This is a genomic window from Kitasatospora sp. NPDC048662 (assembly GCF_055587065.1).
In genome coordinates this window covers 97,917-115,822 of sequence record NZ_JBVJHA010000013.1, presented here as the reverse complement: position 1 = coordinate 115,822, position 17,906 = coordinate 97,917, and the positions used below count along the sequence as shown (strand labels likewise).

18 protein-coding genes are annotated in these 17,906 nt (G+C 73.5%); 10 read left to right on the top strand and 8 right to left on the bottom strand.

Features of this window, described 5'->3' with window-relative positions; genetic code table 11:
* Nucleotides 1-34: 34 nt before the first annotated feature.
* Nucleotides 35-796, top strand: coding sequence for a hypothetical protein (locus ACZ6R9_RS28250; RefSeq protein WP_465541157.1), 762 nt, complete (start codon nucleotides 35-37; stop codon nucleotides 794-796).
* Nucleotides 797-966: 170 nt separating this feature from the next.
* On the opposite strand, the gene ACZ6R9_RS28245 is transcribed toward ACZ6R9_RS28250, so the two are convergent.
* On the bottom strand, nucleotides 967-1,491 hold the full coding sequence (locus ACZ6R9_RS28245) for a hypothetical protein (protein ID WP_465541155.1): 525 nt from the start codon (nucleotides 1,489-1,491) through the stop codon (nucleotides 967-969).
* Between the two features lie 223 nt (nucleotides 1,492-1,714).
* The gene (locus tag ACZ6R9_RS28240; protein ID WP_465541153.1) at nucleotides 1,715-2,059 is read right to left on the bottom strand and encodes a hypothetical protein; all 345 of its coding nucleotides are present in this window, start codon (nucleotides 2,057-2,059) and stop codon (nucleotides 1,715-1,717) included.
* A 106-nt stretch (nucleotides 2,060-2,165) separates the two neighbouring features.
* On the opposite strand from ACZ6R9_RS28240, the gene ligA reads away from it, so the two are divergent.
* Nucleotides 2,166-4,199 carry an NAD-dependent DNA ligase LigA gene (gene ligA / locus ACZ6R9_RS28235; protein ID WP_465541151.1) on the top strand — a complete coding sequence of 678 codons (2,034 nt, stop codon included), beginning with the start codon at nucleotides 2,166-2,168 and terminating at the stop codon, nucleotides 4,197-4,199.
* 232 nt (nucleotides 4,200-4,431) lie between these two features.
* Here ligA and ACZ6R9_RS28230 read toward each other — a convergent pair whose 3' ends face one another.
* Entirely contained in the window at nucleotides 4,432-4,797 is a 366-nt protein-coding gene (locus ACZ6R9_RS28230; RefSeq protein WP_380478347.1) for a hypothetical protein, read from the bottom strand.
* A gap of 63 nt (nucleotides 4,798-4,860) precedes the next feature.
* Here ACZ6R9_RS28230 and ACZ6R9_RS28225 point away from each other — a divergent pair, with 63 nt between their 5' ends.
* Together ACZ6R9_RS28225 and ACZ6R9_RS28220 are read left to right on the top strand one after the other, a co-directional pair.
* Entirely contained in the window at nucleotides 4,861-5,454 is a 594-nt protein-coding gene (locus tag ACZ6R9_RS28225; RefSeq protein WP_465541277.1) for a TetR/AcrR family transcriptional regulator, read from the top strand.
* A gap of 446 nt (nucleotides 5,455-5,900) precedes the next feature.
* Entirely contained in the window at nucleotides 5,901-6,344 is a 444-nt protein-coding gene (locus tag ACZ6R9_RS28220; protein WP_380478351.1) for a hypothetical protein, read from the top strand.
* A 7-nt stretch (nucleotides 6,345-6,351) separates the two neighbouring features.
* Here the strand turns inward: ACZ6R9_RS28220 and ACZ6R9_RS28215 are convergent, their stop codons facing one another.
* Entirely contained in the window at nucleotides 6,352-6,735 is a 384-nt protein-coding gene (locus ACZ6R9_RS28215) for a hypothetical protein (RefSeq protein ID WP_380478353.1), read from the bottom strand.
* Nucleotides 6,736-6,794: 59 nt separating this feature from the next.
* Between ACZ6R9_RS28215 and ACZ6R9_RS28210 the strand changes: the two genes are divergently transcribed.
* Nucleotides 6,795-7,826, top strand: coding sequence for a hypothetical protein (locus tag ACZ6R9_RS28210; protein ID WP_380478355.1), 1,032 nt, complete (start codon nucleotides 6,795-6,797; stop codon nucleotides 7,824-7,826).
* Here the strand turns inward: ACZ6R9_RS28210 and ACZ6R9_RS28205 are convergent.
* Nucleotides 7,756-9,291, bottom strand: a complete 1,536-nt coding sequence (locus tag ACZ6R9_RS28205) for a helix-turn-helix domain-containing protein (RefSeq protein WP_465541148.1) — start codon at nucleotides 9,289-9,291, stop codon at nucleotides 7,756-7,758. The genes ACZ6R9_RS28210 and ACZ6R9_RS28205 overlap by 71 nt on opposite strands.
* 275 nt (nucleotides 9,292-9,566) lie before the next feature.
* Here ACZ6R9_RS28205 and ACZ6R9_RS28200 point away from each other — a divergent pair, with 275 nt between their 5' ends.
* Entirely contained in the window at nucleotides 9,567-12,761 is a 3,195-nt protein-coding gene (locus ACZ6R9_RS28200; protein WP_465541146.1) for a M28 family peptidase, read from the top strand.
* A 78-nt stretch (nucleotides 12,762-12,839) separates the two neighbouring features.
* Here ACZ6R9_RS28200 and ACZ6R9_RS28195 read toward each other — a convergent pair whose 3' ends face one another.
* Entirely contained in the window at nucleotides 12,840-13,682 is an 843-nt protein-coding gene (locus ACZ6R9_RS28195) for a hypothetical protein (RefSeq protein ID WP_380478361.1), read from the bottom strand.
* Nucleotides 13,683-13,838: 156 nt separating this feature from the next.
* On the opposite strand from ACZ6R9_RS28195, the gene lepB reads away from it, so the two are divergent.
* Both lepB and ACZ6R9_RS28185 read left to right on the top strand, forming a co-directional pair.
* Nucleotides 13,839-14,579 (top strand): signal peptidase I, encoded by a 741-nt coding sequence (gene lepB / locus ACZ6R9_RS28190; RefSeq protein ID WP_465541144.1) that lies wholly within the window; start codon nucleotides 13,839-13,841, stop codon nucleotides 14,577-14,579.
* Nucleotides 14,580-14,667: 88 nt separating this feature from the next.
* Nucleotides 14,668-14,802: a hypothetical protein gene (locus tag ACZ6R9_RS28185; protein ID WP_465541142.1), complete on the top strand. Its 135-nt coding sequence runs from the start codon at nucleotides 14,668-14,670 to the stop codon at nucleotides 14,800-14,802.
* Between the two features lie 4 nt (nucleotides 14,803-14,806).
* Here the strand turns inward: ACZ6R9_RS28185 and ACZ6R9_RS28180 are convergent, their stop codons facing one another.
* Both ACZ6R9_RS28180 and ACZ6R9_RS28175 read right to left on the bottom strand, forming a co-directional pair.
* On the bottom strand, nucleotides 14,807-15,358 hold the full coding sequence (locus ACZ6R9_RS28180; protein WP_380478367.1) for an NIPSNAP family protein: 552 nt from the start codon (nucleotides 15,356-15,358) through the stop codon (nucleotides 14,807-14,809).
* Nucleotides 15,355-15,825, bottom strand: a complete 471-nt coding sequence (locus ACZ6R9_RS28175; protein ID WP_380478369.1) for a hypothetical protein — start codon at nucleotides 15,823-15,825, stop codon at nucleotides 15,355-15,357. Before ACZ6R9_RS28175 ends, ACZ6R9_RS28180 begins: the two co-directional genes overlap by 4 nt.
* Before the next feature lie 64 nt (nucleotides 15,826-15,889).
* On the opposite strand from ACZ6R9_RS28175, the gene ACZ6R9_RS28170 reads away from it, so the two are divergent.
* Together ACZ6R9_RS28170 and ACZ6R9_RS28165 are read left to right on the top strand one after the other, a co-directional pair.
* Complete coding sequence (locus tag ACZ6R9_RS28170) at nucleotides 15,890-16,816, top strand: helix-turn-helix transcriptional regulator (RefSeq protein ID WP_380478371.1); 927 nt, start codon at nucleotides 15,890-15,892, stop codon at nucleotides 16,814-16,816.
* Nucleotides 16,817-16,874: 58 nt separating this feature from the next.
* The gene (locus ACZ6R9_RS28165) at nucleotides 16,875-17,807 is read left to right on the top strand and encodes a DUF389 domain-containing protein (protein ID WP_380478372.1); all 933 of its coding nucleotides are present in this window, start codon (nucleotides 16,875-16,877) and stop codon (nucleotides 17,805-17,807) included.
* Nucleotides 17,808-17,906 lie beyond the last annotated feature (99 nt).

Sequence of the window (17,906 nt, the reverse complement as noted above, 5' to 3'; positions counted from 1 at the left end):
GCACGCGCTGTCCGCACCGCGGAGGAGGGTCGAAGTGGACACGTTCGCCGCTCAGAGCGGGGAGTTGACTGTGCGTCATGTCACAGCGGGGCTCGATCCGGCGCTGGCGGACCGGGTGACGGAGGCCCTGCTGCTGGCGGGCCTGCCGGTCGCGCACGGCGGCCACGGGCCGGGCGTCCATCTGGTCCCGGACGGCGAGGCGCTCGTGCTGCGCTGGCTGGCCTCACCCCGGCTGGAGGAAGCGGCCACGGCGGGCGGCGGACGGCATCCTGCGACAGCGGCCCGTCAACTGGTCGCCGACGCCGTCGAGAACGCGCTCGCCGAACTGCTCCCCGCCTTCGGCCTCTACGCGGAACGCGCCACCACCACCCCGGAGCGGACCACGGTGCGCGGCTCCGCCGACCGACCCGAACCCGGCACGGACCTCGCGCCGCCCGCATCGCCACCCGCATCGCCACCCGCACCGCCGCCCGTTCACCCGCCCGTTCACCCGGGCGTCCGGCCGGAGATCGTCACGGCGGTCCGCCGCAGCGCGACCCTGGCGGGCCTCCCGGTGGCAACCCGCCCGGGCGGCGCGGGAATCACCCTGGGCGACTGCTCCGCGACCGGCCTCGCCGACCTCGGCTGGAACCCCTCGCCCCGCCTCGCCGCACCGCACCCGACCACCGCCGTCCAAAACGCCATGTGCCACGCCCTCGGCATCGCCCTGCGCGCCACCGGCCTCCACCTCACCTGGCACCGCCCGCCCGCCGGCCCGGCCCAACTCCGCGCCCACGGCCCGGCCGAGCGCCGCTAGCCCGACGCTGCCGGGGATCGACCGCGCGGATGGCACGGGTCGGCAACCCCGTTGCCACGACGGCGATGTGGGTGCGCACCCGCCTCGACGGGCACCCGCACCACGAGAGGCGTGGTGACGCCACCGGTGAGGTGCCCTCACCGGTGGCGCCACCACGCGCCTCGTCGCGGTCAGTCGATGCTGAAGTCGCCCGTGAAGTCGGCGTCCTTCACACCACCGGCCGTGCCGCTGAAGCCGTGGCCCTCGAACTGGCCGCTGCGCACGTGGCCCGACACATGCCCGACGTTGAGGGTGGAGTCGTCGATCTGCACGTCGAGGATGCTCTCCGCCGTGTCGCCGAGCTCGTTGGTCCATTCGATCTTGCCGCTGCCCTTGCCGCTGCCCGAGCTGCCGCTGGCCAGACAGGAGAGGGAGACGTCGTCGAAGCTCATGGTGAGCTTCGCGGTGCGGATGTCGAAGTCGCTGAAGTCGTCGCAGGTGCCGTCCTGGCCCTGGTACGAGACGTGCTGCGGACGCGGGAACAGCTCCACGCCCGGGTTGAAGTGGACCTGGCCGGCGGCCGAGCACGAGACCGACACAGCCGCCGGCGCGGCGCTGGCCGCCGCCGGCGCGACAAGGGCTGCGCCGAGGGGCAGCACGGCGCAGGCGGCGGCGAGAACGGCCTGACGGGCCCGGGAGCGGGAGGTGCGGAGCATGGGCGTTCCTTTCGGGAACGGAAGGGGGATCGGCCGAACTGGCGGCCGAGACCCATGATGCGCACACAAACTGCTGTCGCGGTCGGTGGTGCTGGGCCAACAGCCTTAACCGGCTTGATCCCGGAGCCACGCGGTGTGAGCGAGGGCGGCGGCCCTCCCGGCGGCCCAATTCCGGCCCCCGACAGCCCCGTTGGACCGTCCGGGCACCGGGCCGGCCGGGCGTTCAGTCGCGGCTGACCCGTACCCCGCCCACCAGCCCCCAGGCCGCGACGTGGACCGTCGGGCCGCCCGCGACGGTCGGGCCGTCGTCGCTGACGCCGCCGAGGCGGATGCCGGTGACCTTGACCCGGACGTCGGGGCGGACCCGGAGGCGGAGGCCGCCGACCAGGCTGAGCTTGGTGATGCGGAGTTCGGCACCGTCGGGGATGTCGACGTCGGTGAGGTCGATGTCGGCACCGCCGACCAGGGAGGCGGTCAGGGTGCGGGTGTGGATCTCGGCGCCTCCGAGGCGGGTGCCGCCGATCAGGCTGATGTGGACGTCGGTGGTGTCGTTCCCCGTGTTCGTCATGGCCGTCACCTTAGGGGAATGCCGGGTGATCTCCGGAAGTCCGGTGCCGTGTCGGCCGGGCACCGCACCCGGCCCGAATGTCAGTGCGACCCGGGAGGATCGCCACATGAACGACACCGCTCCGCTCTCCGCCGGCGCATACGCCGATGCCGTCGCCGCCGCCGTCGAGGCCGCGGCCGCCTACTACGGCGACGGGTCCACTTCCCTGGGCGACGACGAGTACGACGCCCTGCTGCGCGCGATCGCCGAGTACGAGCAGGCACACCCGGAGGAGGTGCTGCCGCAGTCGCCGACCGGCAAGGTGGCCGGTGGCGCGGTGCAGGGCGATGTGCCGCACAGCGTGCCGATGCTGTCCTTGGACAACGTCTTCTCGGCGGAGGAACTCGCCGACTGGACGGCCTCCTTGGAGCGCCGGCTGGGCCGGCCGGTGGCAGCCTGGTGCGTGGAGCCGAAGCTGGACGGGCTGGCCGTCGCGGCCCGCTACCGGGCGGGCCGGCTGCACCGGCTGATCACCCGCGGGGACGGTCTGGCGGGCGAGGAGATCAGCCACGCGGCGGGCGATGTGTTGGGCCTGCCGGCCGTGCTGAACGAGCCGGTGGACGTCGAGCTGCGCGGCGAAGTGCTGTTCACCCGCGAGCAGTTCGACCGGGCCAATGAAGTCCGCACCGCGCACGGCGCGCCCCCGTTCGCCAATCCGCGCAACGGCGCGGCGGGCACCCTGCGTGCCAAGGACCGCCCGTACCGGGTGGAGTTGACGTTCTTCGCGTACGGCGCCGTCGGTTTCGGCGAGGAGGAGTGGGCGCACAGCGCGCTGCTGACCCGCCTGGCCGAGCTGGGGGCGAACACGGCGGCGAGCACGGACGCGGCGCCGGTGCGCTGCGTGACGGTCGATCAGGTGCAGGAGCGGGTGGCGCGGATCGCGGAGCTGCGGGCGGCGCTGCCGTTCGGCATCGACGGTGTGGTGATCAAGGCGGACGAGGCGGCGGACCAGCGCGAGGCGGGCAACGGTTCGCGTGCGCCGCGCTGGGCGGTGGCCCGCAAACTGGCCGCCGAGCACAAGGTGACCACGCTGCTGGGCGTGGAGTGGAACGTGGGCCGTACCGGCATCATCGCGCCGCGGGCCGTGCTGGAGCCGGTGGTGATCGACGGCGTGACGGTGACGTACGCGACGCTGCACAACCCGGCCGACATCGAGCGGCGCGGCCTGATGCTGGGCGACCGGGTGTTCGTGCACCGCGCGGGGGATGTCATTCCGCGGGTGGAGGCGCCGCTGGTGGAGCAGCGCACCGGCGCGGAGCGGCCGATCGTCTTCCCGCAGGCGTGCCCGCGCTGCGGGGAGGCGATCGATGCGAGTGAGCAGCGCTGGCGGTGCAGCCGGGGCCGCGACTGCCAGGCGGTGGCGTCGATCATCTATGCGGCGGGCCGGGACCAGTTGGACATCGAGGGTCTCGGTTCGACCCGCGCGGTGCAGCTGGTGGAGGCGGGTCTGGTGGCGGATCTGGCGGACGTGTTCACGCTGACGCGGGAGCAGTTGCTGGCGCTGGAGCGGATGGGCGAGACATCCACGGACAATCTGCTGGCGGCGATCGGGACGGCCCGCAGCCAGCCGCTGCACCGGGTGTTCTGCGCGCTCGGCATCCGCGGCACCGGCCGGAGCATGTCGCGCCGGATCGCCGCGCATTTCGGTTCGATGGCGGCGATCCGCGCGGCGGACGCGGACACCCTGGCGGCGGTGGACGGCATCGGCCCGGAGAAGGCCCGCCTGCTGGTGACCGAACTCGCCGAGCTGTCCGGCCTGTTGGACCGGCTGGCCGCCGAGGGCGTGGGCACCGCCGTCACCGAGCCGCAGGCCCCGGCGGCCGCCGACGAGCCCACCGGGGCCGGGGTGCTGGCGGGCCAGGCGGTGGTGGTCACCGGCAGTATGACGGGCCCGCTGGCGGAGCTGTCGCGCAACGAGATGAACGAGCTGATCGAGCGGGCCGGCGGCAAGGCGTCCTCCTCGGTCTCCAAGCGCACCACACTGCTGGTGGCGGGCGAGAAGGCCGGCTCGAAGCGGGCGAAGGCGGAGGAGCTGGGCATCCGGATCGTCTCCCCCGACGAGTTCGCCGTCCTGGTGGCGGAGCACCTGCCGCAGCGCTGACGAGCCCGTCACGTCACAGCCCGGTGCCGATCGGGGCGAGCACGCCCGCGCAGGAAACGGCGAGCACGCCGCCCCTGGTGGCGGAGCACCTGCCGCAAGGCTGACGAGCCCGTCACGTCACAGACCGGTGCCGATCGGGGCGAGCACGCCCGCGCAGGAAACGGCGAGCACGCCGCCCCGGGTGGCGGTGGGCGACAGGCGCGGGGAGAGCGCCATGCCGGTGGCCGATGCCTCAACTCTCCTTGGCGCGGCTCAGCACCGCCGCGAACACCAGCGGCGCGAGCGCCTGGTAGCCGATCCACACCTCGCCGCCCGCGCTGCTGCCACCGTGCGCCAGCAGCAGCCCGAGGGCGGCGGTCAGCACCCACCCGGCGTCGTAGCCGATCATCAGCCGGGTGTACGTGCGGGCCGGCCGCCGCCGCACGAGCCTGATCTCGGCCTCGCCGCAGATCAGCAGGGCCACCGCGCAGGCGATCATCAGCCATGACGCGACGCCGAGTTGACGGCCGACCAGCACCGCGCCGAGTCCGAACACCGCCGCCAGCAGCACCTTGAAGGCGCCGTCGGCCACGAACCCCGCCGTCCTGTTCCTCGCCATGCGAGTTCCCCTCCCCTGACTGTTTTCCCGTAACGGGATTACGGCAATAATCAGCCTATGCGAATGACGAGGGCCGAGGCCAAGGAACGCAACCGCCGGGCGCTGCTGGACGCCGCCCTCCAGCTGGTCTCCCGGGACGGCTACCGGGCGAAGCTGGACGAGATCGCCGAGCTGGCCGGGGTGACCACCGGGGCGGTGTACTCGCTGTTCGGCAGCAAGAACGGCCTGGTGGTGGCCGTGGTCGCGGACCATCTGGGCCCGCACTACGCCGAGCTCGAACAGGCCCTGCCACCCGAACTCGACCTGTCGGCGGCGGTCGAGGCCTTCGCCCGCCACTACCGCCGCAGCTGCGACCGCCCGGACGCGATGGCCGCGCTGTCCCTCCAGGTGACGCTGCTGGACATGGCGGTGCACGACGCGGACCTGCGCACCCGGCTGGCCGAGTCGGTCCGGGCCCAGGAGGCGCAGCTGGTGGAGCTGTTCGCCGGACGCGCCTCCGCCGGCGGCACAGTGACGGCAGATCGGGCGCAATGCCTGGTCACCGCGCTGCGGGCGCTGTTCGTCGGGCTCACCCAGGGCGTACTGCTGGGCCTTCACGAGACCGCTGACGAGCAGTACTTCGCGGATGCCGCCCGGGCGCTGACCCAACTCGCCTGACCCGCCCGCTTGTTGCGCCCGAACCTCGAACTCGAACAGCACTGTTCAAGTTCGGGGTTTGCCGGCACCCATCAACCCGTACACCAACGTTCGAGTTACTGGGGTCCTCCGTACACGGCACCGCGCACCACCCACCGTCCACCCACGCCCCGGCCACCACGCACCCGCGCACCCGCGCCGCCGGCTGCTGCTCGGGGTGCTCTGCCTGGCCCAGTTCATGCTGGCCTCGCGGTGCGGGCCGGGAGCGAGATCCCTTCCCACGACGAAGGAGGGTCGAGCGAGCGCGAACCATCGGGGTCGAGCGGCAGTGTCGACTTGACCAGCTGATCGCCCAGCCACTTGACCTCGCAGCCGTAGGTCCGCGAGACAACGGCGAGGTCCGCCCCTGTGCGGAGTCGCGCGGCGAGGGCCATACGCATGCGCCGCAACTCGGCCTCGAGGCCGAGTTGGAGCTACCACAAGCCGTCCGCGCCGCGCTCATCGAGCTGTACGAGACCGAACTCGACCTCGAACCGGGCGACATGGTGGCGATCGACATCGCCGCGGCCATGCTCGCCCGCGCCGCCCAGCTCGACGCCGCGGTCAAGCGCGAAGGCCAGATGATCCCCGGCGGCAACCGCGCCGGGATGATGGTCCTGCACCCCGGCTTCGCGCAGGCCCAGACGAACCGGGCGAGCGCGCGGCCGGCCACCTCGCCAAGTTCCGCGGCGAGGGCGACGGCCCGAAGCGCGGCCACAACGCCCGCGACGCCGTCGGCGCCCGCTGGGACAACCGAGTCAGAGAAGGGGGCCGCCGTGGCACGCCGCAAGACCCGGGCCACCGCCCCCTCGGACGAGTCCCTGCGCATCGCCCGGACGATCGCCTACTACGAAGCTCGGCGGGGCAGCTGACGAGGCATCAGCGCCGTTCGTCGCGCGGGCGGTCCCACTCGTCGTCGGGCTCGTCCGGCCCGTACTCGGCCTCGGACTGCTCGCGCAGCTTCTGCGCCCGCTTCTCGGACGCCGCGCGTTCCTCGGGCGACATGTTCTCCGCCGCGGCGCGCATCTCACCGAGCCGCGCCCCGATCGCCGAGAGGTACCGGTCGGACTCGACCACGTCCCGCATCCCGATCCGCCCGCTCAGCACTTCCCGGGCCATCTGCTGGAGCTCCGGCCCGACGCCGTCCGTCTTGGCGAGCGTCCGCAGCGCCCGGTGCAACTCCGCGGCCTGCGACGGATTGTCGGCGACGTCGAGCAGGTCCGCGTCCGAGATTTCCGGCTCGCGATCGTCTGCTGCGCCCATGGCTGCCCCCTCGGGATCGGTGGATCAGGCGATCATAATCCCCGCCCGGAGGGGGCGTCATGTGCCTCGATCTCCACCCGGCCGAGTGGCGGCGCCGTTGCGGGGATGCGCGGAAAATGGCCTCTCCGCCACCGGTGGAACGATACTGGCCCGCCATGACGAGCGATGAGGACTCGCCCGATCCGGCGTTGCGCCGAGTTCTGGCCAAGGCGGGCGGACCGGAACTGCTGGACCTGCTGACCGAGGGGCTGACCGGTGCGGATCTGACCACGCTGCTTCTGGAAGTCTTCCGGCGCCGGGCCGAGCGGCTCACCCCGACCGAGGTGATGCGGCGTTGTCGCACCGACCGTTTCGTGACCCCGGCCTCGACCGGATTCACGCAACTGCGGCGGGCCGAAGACCTCCTGCTCTCGGCGCTGCCGGACGACTTCCAGTTGGTCACCTTGGCTCCGCTCGTCCCGCTGGCAACGCATACGGCGGTCGCGACCGTGGACCCGCGCAAGGTCGTCGCCACCGTTCGAGGCAGCGAGGTCGCAGCCGACCCGACCAATGCCCTGGCCCTGGAGGCGGCCCGGCGGAGGTCCCAGGCCCTGGCCGCCGATCCCCGCTCGGCCGTGCCGGTCCGGCTGGCCGCCGGCCAACGAGTCGTGCGTGCCCAGCACTTCGACGCGCCCGGCATGCTCGCCCACTTCCAGCTGTTCGCCCTGGTGACCGCCGGCCGGGACACCGGCGGCCGGGCCTTCGAGCAGCAGCACCTGGTCGAGCACCTGCGTTTCGCCGTCCGGGCGATGACACGTGCGGGAGCGCGCCGGACGGAGATCCGCCTCACCTGCCTCGACGAGTCCGCCGCTCCGGTCCTGGCCCGCACACGTACCGAGCTGGCCGGAACACCGGGCATCGACATCATCGACGACCCCGACCGGGCGACCGGACGCGGCTACTACACCGGCCTCCCACCGGCCCAACTGCCCTGCAGGAGCCCGCCTCGCCGCGCCGTACCAGCCGGCACGGACCGAGTTGTCAGATCGCGGCGGCCAGCCGGGCCGCGGTCTCGGTGGCGGTGCGGCCCCAGCGGGGGGCTCCGGCGGTGAGGCGGGTGCGCAGGCCGCGCAGTTCGTGGCGGACCAGGGCGGGGAGGGCGGCGGGCGGGGTGTCGAGGAGGGGGGTGAGGGTGGCGACGGCGGCGTGGGGGTCGTCCTGGCAGAGGTGGCAGTCGGCGAGGCGGGCGGTCAGCATGGCGCGGGCGGCGGGGAGTTCGCCGGTGCCGAGCAGGTCGAGTGCGGTGTGGGCGGCGGCGAGGGCGCGGCGGGCGAGGCGGGGGTCGCCGTTCGCGGCGGCGAGGTCGCGCAGGGCGGCGGCGGACCCGGCTTCGATCCGCATCCGCAGGGCGGCCGGGGTGAGCCAGGGGACCAGGAAGGAGGTGTCCTCGGGCTGGTCGAGGTGGAGGCGGGCCCGGCCGAGGTGGTGGACGGTGGCGGGGGCGTCGCCGGCCAGGGCGGTGGCGCGGGCCTCGCCGATCTGGGAGAGCGCGCCGGACCAGTGGTGGCCGGGCGCTGCGCGGCGGATCTCGCGGGCGTAGTCGCGGGAGGAGAACGGGTCGTCATCGAGCAGGCCGAGCACGGCCATGTCGCTGAGGGCGGCGACCTGGGTGGCGGGGTCGCCGGCGAGTTGGGCCCAGCCGACGGCGCGGTCGAAGCAGGCCATCGCGGTGGCGGGGCGTCCGCCGTGCAGGCGCAGGCTGCCTGCGGCGTGGGCGTGTTCGGCGGCGAGGCGGGCGAGGACGCGGCGGTGCCGGGCGGGTGCGTCCGCGAGCCGGGCGACCACGGCGCGCAGCGTGGTCTCGATCACGGCGCCGGGTCCGCGTTCGCCCACGGCTCGTTCGGCGCTGTGGAGTTGGGCGCCGAGGACGGCGGCGAGGGCGTGCACGGTGTCGGTGTCGATCGGCGCGGCGGGGTTGTCGCAGAACGCCGTGTGCAGCGCCAACACCTCTGCGTAGGACGGGAGTTGACATCCGGCGGCGCCGTGCAGCGGGCACTGCAGGTCGTGGTGCGGCAGCCGGGCGGGGACGTGGTCGGGAGAGGCGTGGGGCACGGCAAGGATCTCGCCGGGCGGCAGCGGCGGCCGCAGCAGGTGGGCCGGCAGGGCGGGCCGGTCGGCCTCGGCGGTTTCGGCGCGTCCGTAGCAGCGGGTCAGTTCGCCGCCGGCGGACAGGAGTTCGTCGAGGCGGCGGACGAGTCGGGGGGTGGCGCGGCGGGCGCCGTGTTCGAGGCGGCTGACGGCGGTGTGGTCGTAGCCGACGGCGGCGCCGAGTTGGGCCTGGGTCCAGCCGGCCTGGCGGCGCCAGTGGCGCAGGAGTGCGCCGAATTCCTGCCAGCTGCCACCGCCGACGCCACTGCCGGCGCCACTGCCACTTCCGCCGCCGGCGCCGATCCCACTGCCACTTCCGCCGCCGGCGCCACTGCCACTGCCACTTCCGATACCGCCGCCACTACCGATGCCGCCGCCGGTGCCACTGCCGCTGTCCGGCGTCGCGGCCGGGTCGGGTGCGCCCAGCATTCGCCGCCACCTCCCCGAGGGTTCCGCTGCGCCCGCCCGTGCGGGGGCGGTATTCGAGACGGTACCGAACCGGCCCGGCCGCGTACATGGCGTGGTCTGTACCTGTTGTCTGCCAACTCCGCTGAAGATCCGGGCATTTGACGGAACTTGCCAGCCTTTGGCACGCCCTGTCAGCTCCGTTGACCGTGGCATGGCGAGGGTGTGAGGGTTCCGGGCACCCCCACACCTGTGGCGCCCCCACACCTGTGGCACCCCCCACACCATAGGAGCTCTGAATGAAACGCAGATTGCTGACCGCCGGCACCACCCTGGCCGTGCTGGGCGGCATGCTGGGCGGTTTCGCCGGCCAGGCGTCCGCCGCCCCCGCGCCCGCTCCGCTCGCGCCGACGCCGCTGGCCGCGGCGGTCTCGGCGGCGGATCTGGCCGCGTCGGCCGGGTTGGACGCGTTGGCCAAGGGGCCTGACGAGTCGTACGAGCGGCGGTCCGTCACCCCGTTCCTGGGCGGCCTGTACTCGGTGTCCTACGAGCGCACCTACCAGGGTCTGCCGGTGGTCGGCGGCGACGCGGTGGTGCTCGCCGACGGCCAGGGCCGGGTCCGGGCGGTGCAGAACGCGGCGTCCGGGCCGGTCGGGGTGCCGACGAAGGCGAAGATCGACGCCGCGGCGGCAGAACGGGCGGCGCGGGCGAAGCTGGCGAAGGTCGACTCCGCCGAGGCTCCCCGCCTGGTGGTCCGGGTCAAGGACGGTACCTCGCGCCTGGCCTGGGAGTCGGTGCTGTCGGGTTCGGACGGGAACCGGCCGAGCCACCTGCACGTGTTCGTCGACGCGGTCACCGGCGAGGTCGCCGACAGCTACGACGACGTGCGGGCCGGCACCGTCAACAGCAAGTGGAACGGCCCGTCGCCGCTGACCATCTCCACCACCGGCTCCGGCAGTTCGTACTCGCTGCGCGACCCGAGCCGTCCGGGCCTGCAGTGTTCGGACTACTCGACCGGTTCGGTGTTCAGCAAGTCCTCCGACTCCTGGGGCACGGGCAATCCCGCCTCGAAGGAGACCGGCTGCGCCGACGCGATGTTCGCGGCGCAGAAGGAGTGGGACATGCTCCGCGACTGGCTGGGCCGCAACGGCCACAACGGCAACGGCGGCAGCTGGCCGGTGAAGGTCGGTCTGAACGACGTCAACGCGTACTGGGACGGCTCGACCATTTCGATCGGCCACAGCCAGGCCAACGAGTGGATCGCCGCGATCGACGTGGTGGGCCACGAGTTCGGCCACGGCCTCGACCAGTACACGCCGGGCGGCGCGAACAACGAGGCCGGTCTCGGCGAGGGCACCGGCGACATCATGGGTGCGCTGACCGAGGCGTACGCCAACGAGCCGGCGCCGTACGACTCCCCGGACTACACGGTCGGCGAGATGATCAACCTGGTCGGGCAGGGTCCGATCCGGGTGATGTACAACCCCTCGCAGATATCCGGCAACCCGAACTGCTACTCGGCGTCCATCCCGAACACCGAGGAGCACGCGGCGGCGGGCCCGCTGAACCACTGGTTCTACCTGCTGGCGGAGGGCTCGAACCCGGGCGGCGGCAAGCCGTCCAGCCCGACCTGCAACTCCTCGTCCGTGACGGGCGTCGGCGTCCGGGACGCGGGCCGGGTCTTCTACGGCGGCATGCTGCTGAAGACCAGCGGCATGACGTACAGGAAGTACCGCACCGCGACCCTGACGGCCGCCAAGAACCTGGACGCCTCCTGCAACCTGTTCAACCGCACCAAGGCCGCCTGGGACGCCGTCAGCGTGCCGGCCCAGGCCGGCGACCCGACCTGCGTGGGCACCCCGACCAGTGACTACTCGCTGGCGCTGAGCCCGTCCTCGGGCACCGTGCAGCAGGGCGGCTCGACCACCGCGACGGTCTCCACGGCCGTGGTCACCGCCCCGGCGGCGAACGTCTCGCTGTCCGTCAGCGGCGCGCCGTCCGGCACCACCGCGACGGTCTCCCCGTCGAGCGTGCAGTCCGGCGGTTCGGCGACGCTGAACATCGCGGTGGGCGCGAACACCCCGGCGGGAACCTACCCGCTGACCGTCACCGGCTCCGGCCCGGCCACCCACACCGCGCAGTACCAGTTGACCGTGAGCGGCGGTGGCGGCAACCCGGGCGGCCCCGCCCCGGACATCGACGTGGCCAAGGTGCAGGCGCACCTGAGCCAGCTGTACACCGTGGCGCAGCAGAACGGCGGCAACCGCCGGGCGGGCAGCGCGGGTTACACGCAGTCGCTGGCGTACCTGAAGGGCAAGCTGCAGGCGGCGGGCTACACCGTCACCGAGCAGACCTGCACCTCGTGCAGCTACCCCTCCAACAACCTGATCGCGGACTGGCCGGGCGGCCCGTCCGACCAGGTCACCATGTTCGGCGCGCACCTGGACTCGGTCGCGGCCGGCCCGGGCATCAACGACAACGGTTCCGGTTCGGCGGTGCTGCTGGAGAACGCGCTCGTGCTGGCGCAGCAGAACCCGACCATGAGCCGGCACGTCCGGTTCGCCTGGTGGGCCGGTGAGGAGCAGGGCATGCAGGGTTCGGCGTCGTACGTGGGGCAGCTGTCCTCGGCCCAGCGCTCGGCGATCAAGGGCTACTACAACTTCGACATGGTCGGCTCCCCGAACGCGGGCTACTTCATCAACAACGTCAACTCGGCCACCGCGGCCCCGCTGAAGGCGTACTGGGACTCCCTCAACCTCCAGCCGGAGGAGAACGTCGAGGGCCAGGGCCGTTCCGACGACTACTCGTTCCAGCAGGGCGGCATCCCGACCTCGGGCTACGCGGCGGGCGCGGACGCCACCAAGACCTCGGCGCAGGCCGCCAAGTGGGGTGGTACGGCGGGCCGTTCGTACGACTCCTGCTACCACCAGTCCTGCGACACCACCTCGAACATCGACGCGACGGTGCTGAACCGCAACGCCGACGGTGTGGCGTACGCGATCTGGAAGACCTCGGTGGGCGGCACCACCACGCCGGACAACGACTTCAGCGTCTCGGTGAACCCGGCCACCGGCACCGTCCAGGCGGGTGGCTCGGCCACCGCGACGGTCTCCACCGCGACCACCTCCGGCTCGGCGCAGAGCCTGTCGCTCACCGCGAGCGGCGCGCCGTCCGGCACCGCCGTCTCGTTCAGCCCCGCCACCGTCTCCAGCGGCGGCAGCTCGACGATGACTCTCGCCACCTCCGCCTCGACGCCGGCCGGCACCTACACGGTCACCGTGACCGGCTCGGGCGCCTCGGCCACCCACGCCACCACCTTCACCCTGGTGGTGAACGGCGGCGGTGGCGGTGGCACCAGTTGGACCGCGGGCGTCAACTACAACGTGGGTGATGTGGTCACCTACAACGGCGTCGGCTACCGCTGCCTGCAGGCCCACACCTCGCAGAGCACCTGGACTCCGGACGTGGTCCAGGCCCTCTGGCAGCGCGTCTAGCCCGGGGGCGCGGAACGCGGGTGGTACTGCGGCCGGTTGGGGGACCGGCCTCGGCACCACCCGTGCTTCGGGGTGTCGTCAGCCGGGCAGGCGGACCACGGCGACTCCCGCCTGGGACTCGCCGAACCCCCAGCCCATGACGAGCGAGCAGCCGGCCGCGTCCAGCACCTCGCTCCACGGCCAGTGCCCGGAGCCGCTGCAGAAGCCGCCCTCGCTGCGCGCGTCGGCCTCGGAGCGGCAGAGCAGGCGCAGATGGTCGCGGAGCCCGGGGTGCGCGACCGCGCCCAGCCGCGTCTCCCAGGGCTCGGCGGCGGGGCGGTCGGTGCGTGCCTCGCGCCTGGTCATCAGGTGCGCGGGGCCGCGCTCGGTGAAGGTCGCGGCCCGCATCGCCTCGTGCAGGGTGCCGCCGGTGGCGACGCGCAGCACGACGGTCAGCCAGTGGTTCAGCTTTCCGGACGCCTCGCCGGTCAGGTCGATCCCGTGGCGGCGCAGCAGCGGTGCCAGTTCGGCGCCGCGCAGCACCGCTCCGTCCGTCTCGTCCACGGCGGCGACGGCGCGCAGGTCGGCGACGAAGTCCTCGTCGAACGGCCGGGGGCCCTTGTGTCCGTCCTCGCCCCACGCTCCCGCCGCGGCCAGCAGGTCGGGGTCGAAGCGGAACAGCGACGCGCCGAGGTCGAACTGCCAGTTCCACGGGGAGAAGGGGTGCGGGCCGTCCGGGTCCGGCAGGTGGCTCGGCCGCGCCGCCGACAGGGCGTCGGGGGTGGCCCAGGAGTTGGGGAACAGGAACTCGTCGAGGGTCTCCGAGGCGTAGTACGCCCCGTACCGGGCGGCGGGGCCTGCCGCCGCTCCTTCGCCGAGGAGTGTCGCGAAGGCCTCGGCCAGCGTGGCGTCCCATCCGCCGAGGTCCGTTTCGGTCGTCACGGGTGATGCTCTCCTGCCTTTCGTGTCACGGGAGTTGGGGCACGGTATCGGCTTGCGGTGACAGGCGTTTTACGTTCCCCCGACGGGCCGTGTCCCTACGATGGCGCCCGGGCGGAGCCGCAAGGGCGGTCCGGCCTCCGGGGGAAGGGTCGTCCGTTGTCGTACCGTGCCGCGCTGCTCGCCAGCACCTCCGCCCGCCTGCGGGCGATCACCTCGTCGAAGCGGAAGCGGCCCACCGGCCGGCGTTCGGTGCTGCGCGGGCTGGTGGTGCCTGCGGCGGTGGCGCTGGTGCTGGCGTTCGTGCTGAAGACCTTCGTGTTCCAGGTCTTCGTCATCCCGTCCGGCTCGATGATGGGCACCCTGCAGAAGGGCGACCGGGTCGCGGTCGACAAGTTCAGCCCCTGGCTCGGGGACACCCCGCGGCGCGGGGAGGTCGTGGTGTTCCGCGACCCGGGCGGCTGGCTCACCGGCGCCACCGACACGGGGGGTGTCCTCGGTGGCGTCCGCTCCGCGCTGAGCTGGGTCGGGCTGGCGCCCTCCGCCGACGAGAAGGACCTGATCAAGCGGGTCGTCGCGGTCGGCGGCGACACCGTGGACTGCCGCGCCGGCCGGCCCCTGACGGTGAACGGCACCGCGCTCGACGAGCCGTACCTCTACCCCGGCGCGACGCCCTGCGACGACTACCCGGTGGGCACCGTCACCGTCCCGGCGGGCCACCTGTGGGTGATGGGCGACCACCGCAACGACTCCGCCGACTCCCGCTACCAGCAGCTCCACAACCCCGGCGGCGGCTTCGTCCCCACCGACCACGTCGTCGGCCGCGCCCGCGTCCTCCTGTGGCCCCTCCCCCGCTGGGCCTCACTGCCCGTCCCGGCGACCTTCCACCGCCTCGGCTGACGGCCCGGGGCCCGGCCGGGCCGCCGCGACTCCCCGGTTCCCCGTGCTCCTCCGGGTCGCGCGGATCGCCCCGGAGTCACACAACGCCTTGAACAGCAGGGCCAATTCGGGGCGCAGGTACGGCGCCGGGCTCGACGCCGAGGGCTCGTGCGTCGAGGTCGGGGAGGCGGCGGTGGTGTGCGAGAACGCCACGCTGCTGGGGTGCACGGTGCAGCGCCGGTGAACCGTCAGGCCGTCACGGGCGCCAGCCGCAGGCGCTGGAGCGGCGGCCACGGCGGCGGGGCGGCCGGGCCGAACCAGACGCGGACGTCGAGGCCGGTGCGGACGGGGAGTTGCGGGTAGTCGTTGACGGCGTGTTCGGTGCGGTGCAGGGCGTGGCACGGGTGCAGGTGCCGGTCGGCGTACGTGTCGAACGCGGTGGCGGACGGCGGCCGGCAGATCGTCACCTCCACCTCCTTCGTGCCCGGGTCGGGGCGGAAGCCGGGGCCGCGCAGCAGCAGGACGTCGTCGCTGTCGGCCATCGTGGCGTTGGCCTCCTCGCGGTGCGCCCGCCACACCTGGCCGCCGTAGAACGCCTCCAGGGCGCGCCGGCGGTGTGCCATGTCGGGGAAGGCGCGGATCCAGACGAAGCGGTCGGGGTCGTCCAGGTCACGGAAGCGGCCGCCGAGCGTGATGCCCGCGTCCTGCTGGCCGGCGACGAACTCGCGCTCGAACAGGTCGATCAGGGTGTCCCGGGCGCCGGGGTGCAGGGTGTACTGGCGAAGTTCGACGATGTTCATGCGGCGGCTGCCCCGGTGCGGGTGAGGTCCATGGTCCAGTTGAGTTCCCAGCTGCGGCCGCCGTCGGTGGAGAAGGCCTGTTCCCAGCGGGCGGTGTCGGGTCCGAGGCGGTGCCAGGTGAAGTGCACGCGGATCGGGCGGCCCTCGTACTGGTCGTCGCCGTAGAAGTCGCCGCGGTCGCCGGTGAACCCGCCGACCACCGGCGGGTCGAGCCGGCCGGTGCGGCTGTCGGACCAGTGGATCGTCCACTGCCGCGCCCGGTGGTCGTACAGGCGCAGCGTCACGCCCTGCCGTCCGAGGGTGGGGAAGTCGATCTCGTCGATGTTCCCGGCGCCGCCGAACAGTGGCCGGACCACCGCGTGGCCGGGGAACTCCGCCCAGGTGCCGCCGGGCGGCTCGGCCAGCGGGGTGGTGAGACGGCGGTTGGCGACCTGCCAGGTGCCGTGCAGGAAGTCGAAGTCGTTCATGCGGCGCACGCTACGGCCGCTCCCCTGACATCCACTGTCAGTGAAGTCCGGGACACTGGCGATCATGCGTGCGAGCCGACTGGTCACCCTCCTGCTGCTGCTCCAGAACCGGGGTCGGTTGACGGCCCGTCAGCTGGCCGACGAACTCGAGGTCTCCGTCCGGACGGTCTACCGGGACGTCGAGGCGCTGGCCGCGGCGGGCGTCCCGCTGTACGGCGAGGCCGGGCACGCGGGCGGCTACCGCCTGGTGGACGGCTACCGGACCAGGCTGACCGGGCTGACGGCCGACGAGGCGCAGGCCGCGTTCCTCGCCGCGCTGCCGGGCACCGCCGCCGAGCTCGGCCTGGGCGAGGCGCTCACCACCGCCCGGCTGAAGCTGCGGGCCGCGCTCCCGGCGGAGCTGCGCGCGCACGCGGACCGGATCCAGGAGCGTTTCCTGCTCGACGCCCCCGGCTGGTACGGCGACGCGGACCGCACCCCGCACCTGGCGGCGGTGGCCGGCGCGGTGTGGGCACGGCAGGCGGTACTGCTGCGCTACCGCCGCTGGCGCGCCCCCGAGGAGATCTCGCGGCGAGTCGAACCGTACGGCCTGGTACTGAAGGCCGGCCGCTGGTACCTGGTGGCGGGCGGGCCGTCCGGGATCCGCACCTACCGGGTCGACCAGATCCTCGAACTCACCTGCCTCGACGAGGAGTTCACCCTCCCGCCGGACTTCTCCCTGCCCGCGTACTGGGCCTCCCACCTGGCCGATTTCCGCGCCCGCCTGCACACCGGCCACGCCCTGGTCCGCCTCACTCCCGAGGGCGCCCGCCGCCTCGGCGTGCCCCCGGAGGGCGCGTGGACGCACGCCCGGGTGCCGATCGAGTCGGTCGACCACGCACACGGCGAGTTCCTCCGTCTGGGCACCGGGATCGAGGTCCTGGAACCGCCCGAACTCCGCGCCCGCCTCGCCGCCACGGCACGCACCCTGGCGGCCCGCTACGCCGGGTGAAGCGGGCCCGGGGGCAGGGCCTAGGGTTTGGCGGACAGGCGACCGTCCGGAGGACTCCTTGCTTCAGCTGCGACTCATCGTTCCCACCGACCTGCGCGGGCAGGTGCTCGACCGGCTCGACGCCTGCGTCGGCGTCGCCCATGTCGCGGTGCTGCCCGGCGGGGCGGTCCGCCCGGCCGGCGACCTGGTGCTGTGCGACGTGGCCCGCGAGGCGGCTTCCGAGCTGCTCGGCGAGCTGCGCGCGTTGGGCCTGGCCGAGCACGGGGCCATCACCGCGGACGAGTCGGGGCTGACCATCTCGCGGGCCGCCGAGGAGGCGGAGGAGCGGGCCCCGGGCGAGGGCGTGGACGCGCTGGTGTGGGAGGAGGTGTCCGGGATCGTCCACGAGGAGTCCACTCTCAGCTGGGTCTTCCTCGCCCTGCTGACCGTCGCCACCATGCTGGCCGCCTGCGGCGCCGTCCTGGACAGCGCGATCCTGGTGGTCGGTGCGATGGCCGTGGGCCCGGAGTTCGGCCCGCTCGCCGGGCTGTGCGTCGCGATGGTGCAGCGCCGGGCCCGCCCGGCGGCCCGCTCGCTGCTGGCGCTGCTGGTCGGGTTCACCGTGGCGATGGTCCTCACGGTGGGGTTCGCGCTGGCGATGGACGCGCTCGGCCTGTTCAGTGACGCCAAGTTCGCGGCGGCCCGCCCCAATACCTCGTTCATCTGGCAGCCGGACGCGATGTCCTTCGTGGTCGCTTTCCTGGCCGGTGTCGCGGGCCTGCTGTCGCTGACCTCGGCCAAGGCGTCCGCGCTGGTCGGGGTGGCGATCTCGGTCACCACCGTGCCGGCCGCGGCCAACGCCGCGGTGGCCGTGGCGTACGGCGAGTACGCGCAGGGCTGGGGCTCCGCGGTGCAGCTCGCCCTCAACCTGTCGGGGATCGTCCTCGCCGGGGTGCTCACCCTGCTCGCCCAGCAGGGCGCCTGGCGCTTCGCCCGCCGCAGGCGGCGCTGAACGCTGCGGACGGCGCTGACCGCTGCGGGCGGCACCGAACGCCGCGAAGGCTCTGGGCGCCGCGAAGGCTCTGGGCGCCGCGAAAGGCGCTGAGCGCCG

Excerpts from the sequence above, each read along its gene's own strand:
- ACZ6R9_RS28245 (WP_465541155.1), bottom strand. The coding sequence starts at position 1,491 with ATGCTCCGCACCTCCCGCTCCCGGGCCCGTCAGGCCGTTCTCGCCGCC.
- ACZ6R9_RS28240 (WP_465541153.1), bottom strand. The coding sequence starts at position 2,059 with ATGACGAACACGGGGAACGACACCACCGACGTCCACATCAGCCTGATC.
- ligA (WP_465541151.1), top strand. The coding sequence starts at position 2,166 with ATGAACGACACCGCTCCGCTCTCCGCCGGCGCATACGCCGATGCCGTC.
- ACZ6R9_RS28230 (WP_380478347.1), bottom strand. The coding sequence starts at position 4,797 with ATGGCGAGGAACAGGACGGCGGGGTTCGTGGCCGACGGCGCCTTCAAG.
- ACZ6R9_RS28225 (WP_465541277.1), top strand. The coding sequence starts at position 4,861 with ATGACGAGGGCCGAGGCCAAGGAACGCAACCGCCGGGCGCTGCTGGAC.
- ACZ6R9_RS28215 (WP_380478353.1), bottom strand. The coding sequence starts at position 6,735 with ATGGGCGCAGCAGACGATCGCGAGCCGGAAATCTCGGACGCGGACCTG.
- ACZ6R9_RS28210 (WP_380478355.1), top strand. The coding sequence starts at position 6,795 with ATGTGCCTCGATCTCCACCCGGCCGAGTGGCGGCGCCGTTGCGGGGAT.
- ACZ6R9_RS28205 (WP_465541148.1), bottom strand. The coding sequence starts at position 9,291 with ATGCTGGGCGCACCCGACCCGGCCGCGACGCCGGACAGCGGCAGTGGC.
- ACZ6R9_RS28200 (WP_465541146.1), top strand. The coding sequence starts at position 9,567 with ATGAAACGCAGATTGCTGACCGCCGGCACCACCCTGGCCGTGCTGGGC.
- ACZ6R9_RS28180 (WP_380478367.1), bottom strand. The coding sequence starts at position 15,358 with ATGAACATCGTCGAACTTCGCCAGTACACCCTGCACCCCGGCGCCCGG.
- ACZ6R9_RS28175 (WP_380478369.1), bottom strand. The coding sequence starts at position 15,825 with ATGAACGACTTCGACTTCCTGCACGGCACCTGGCAGGTCGCCAACCGC.
- ACZ6R9_RS28170 (WP_380478371.1), top strand. The coding sequence starts at position 15,890 with ATGCGTGCGAGCCGACTGGTCACCCTCCTGCTGCTGCTCCAGAACCGG.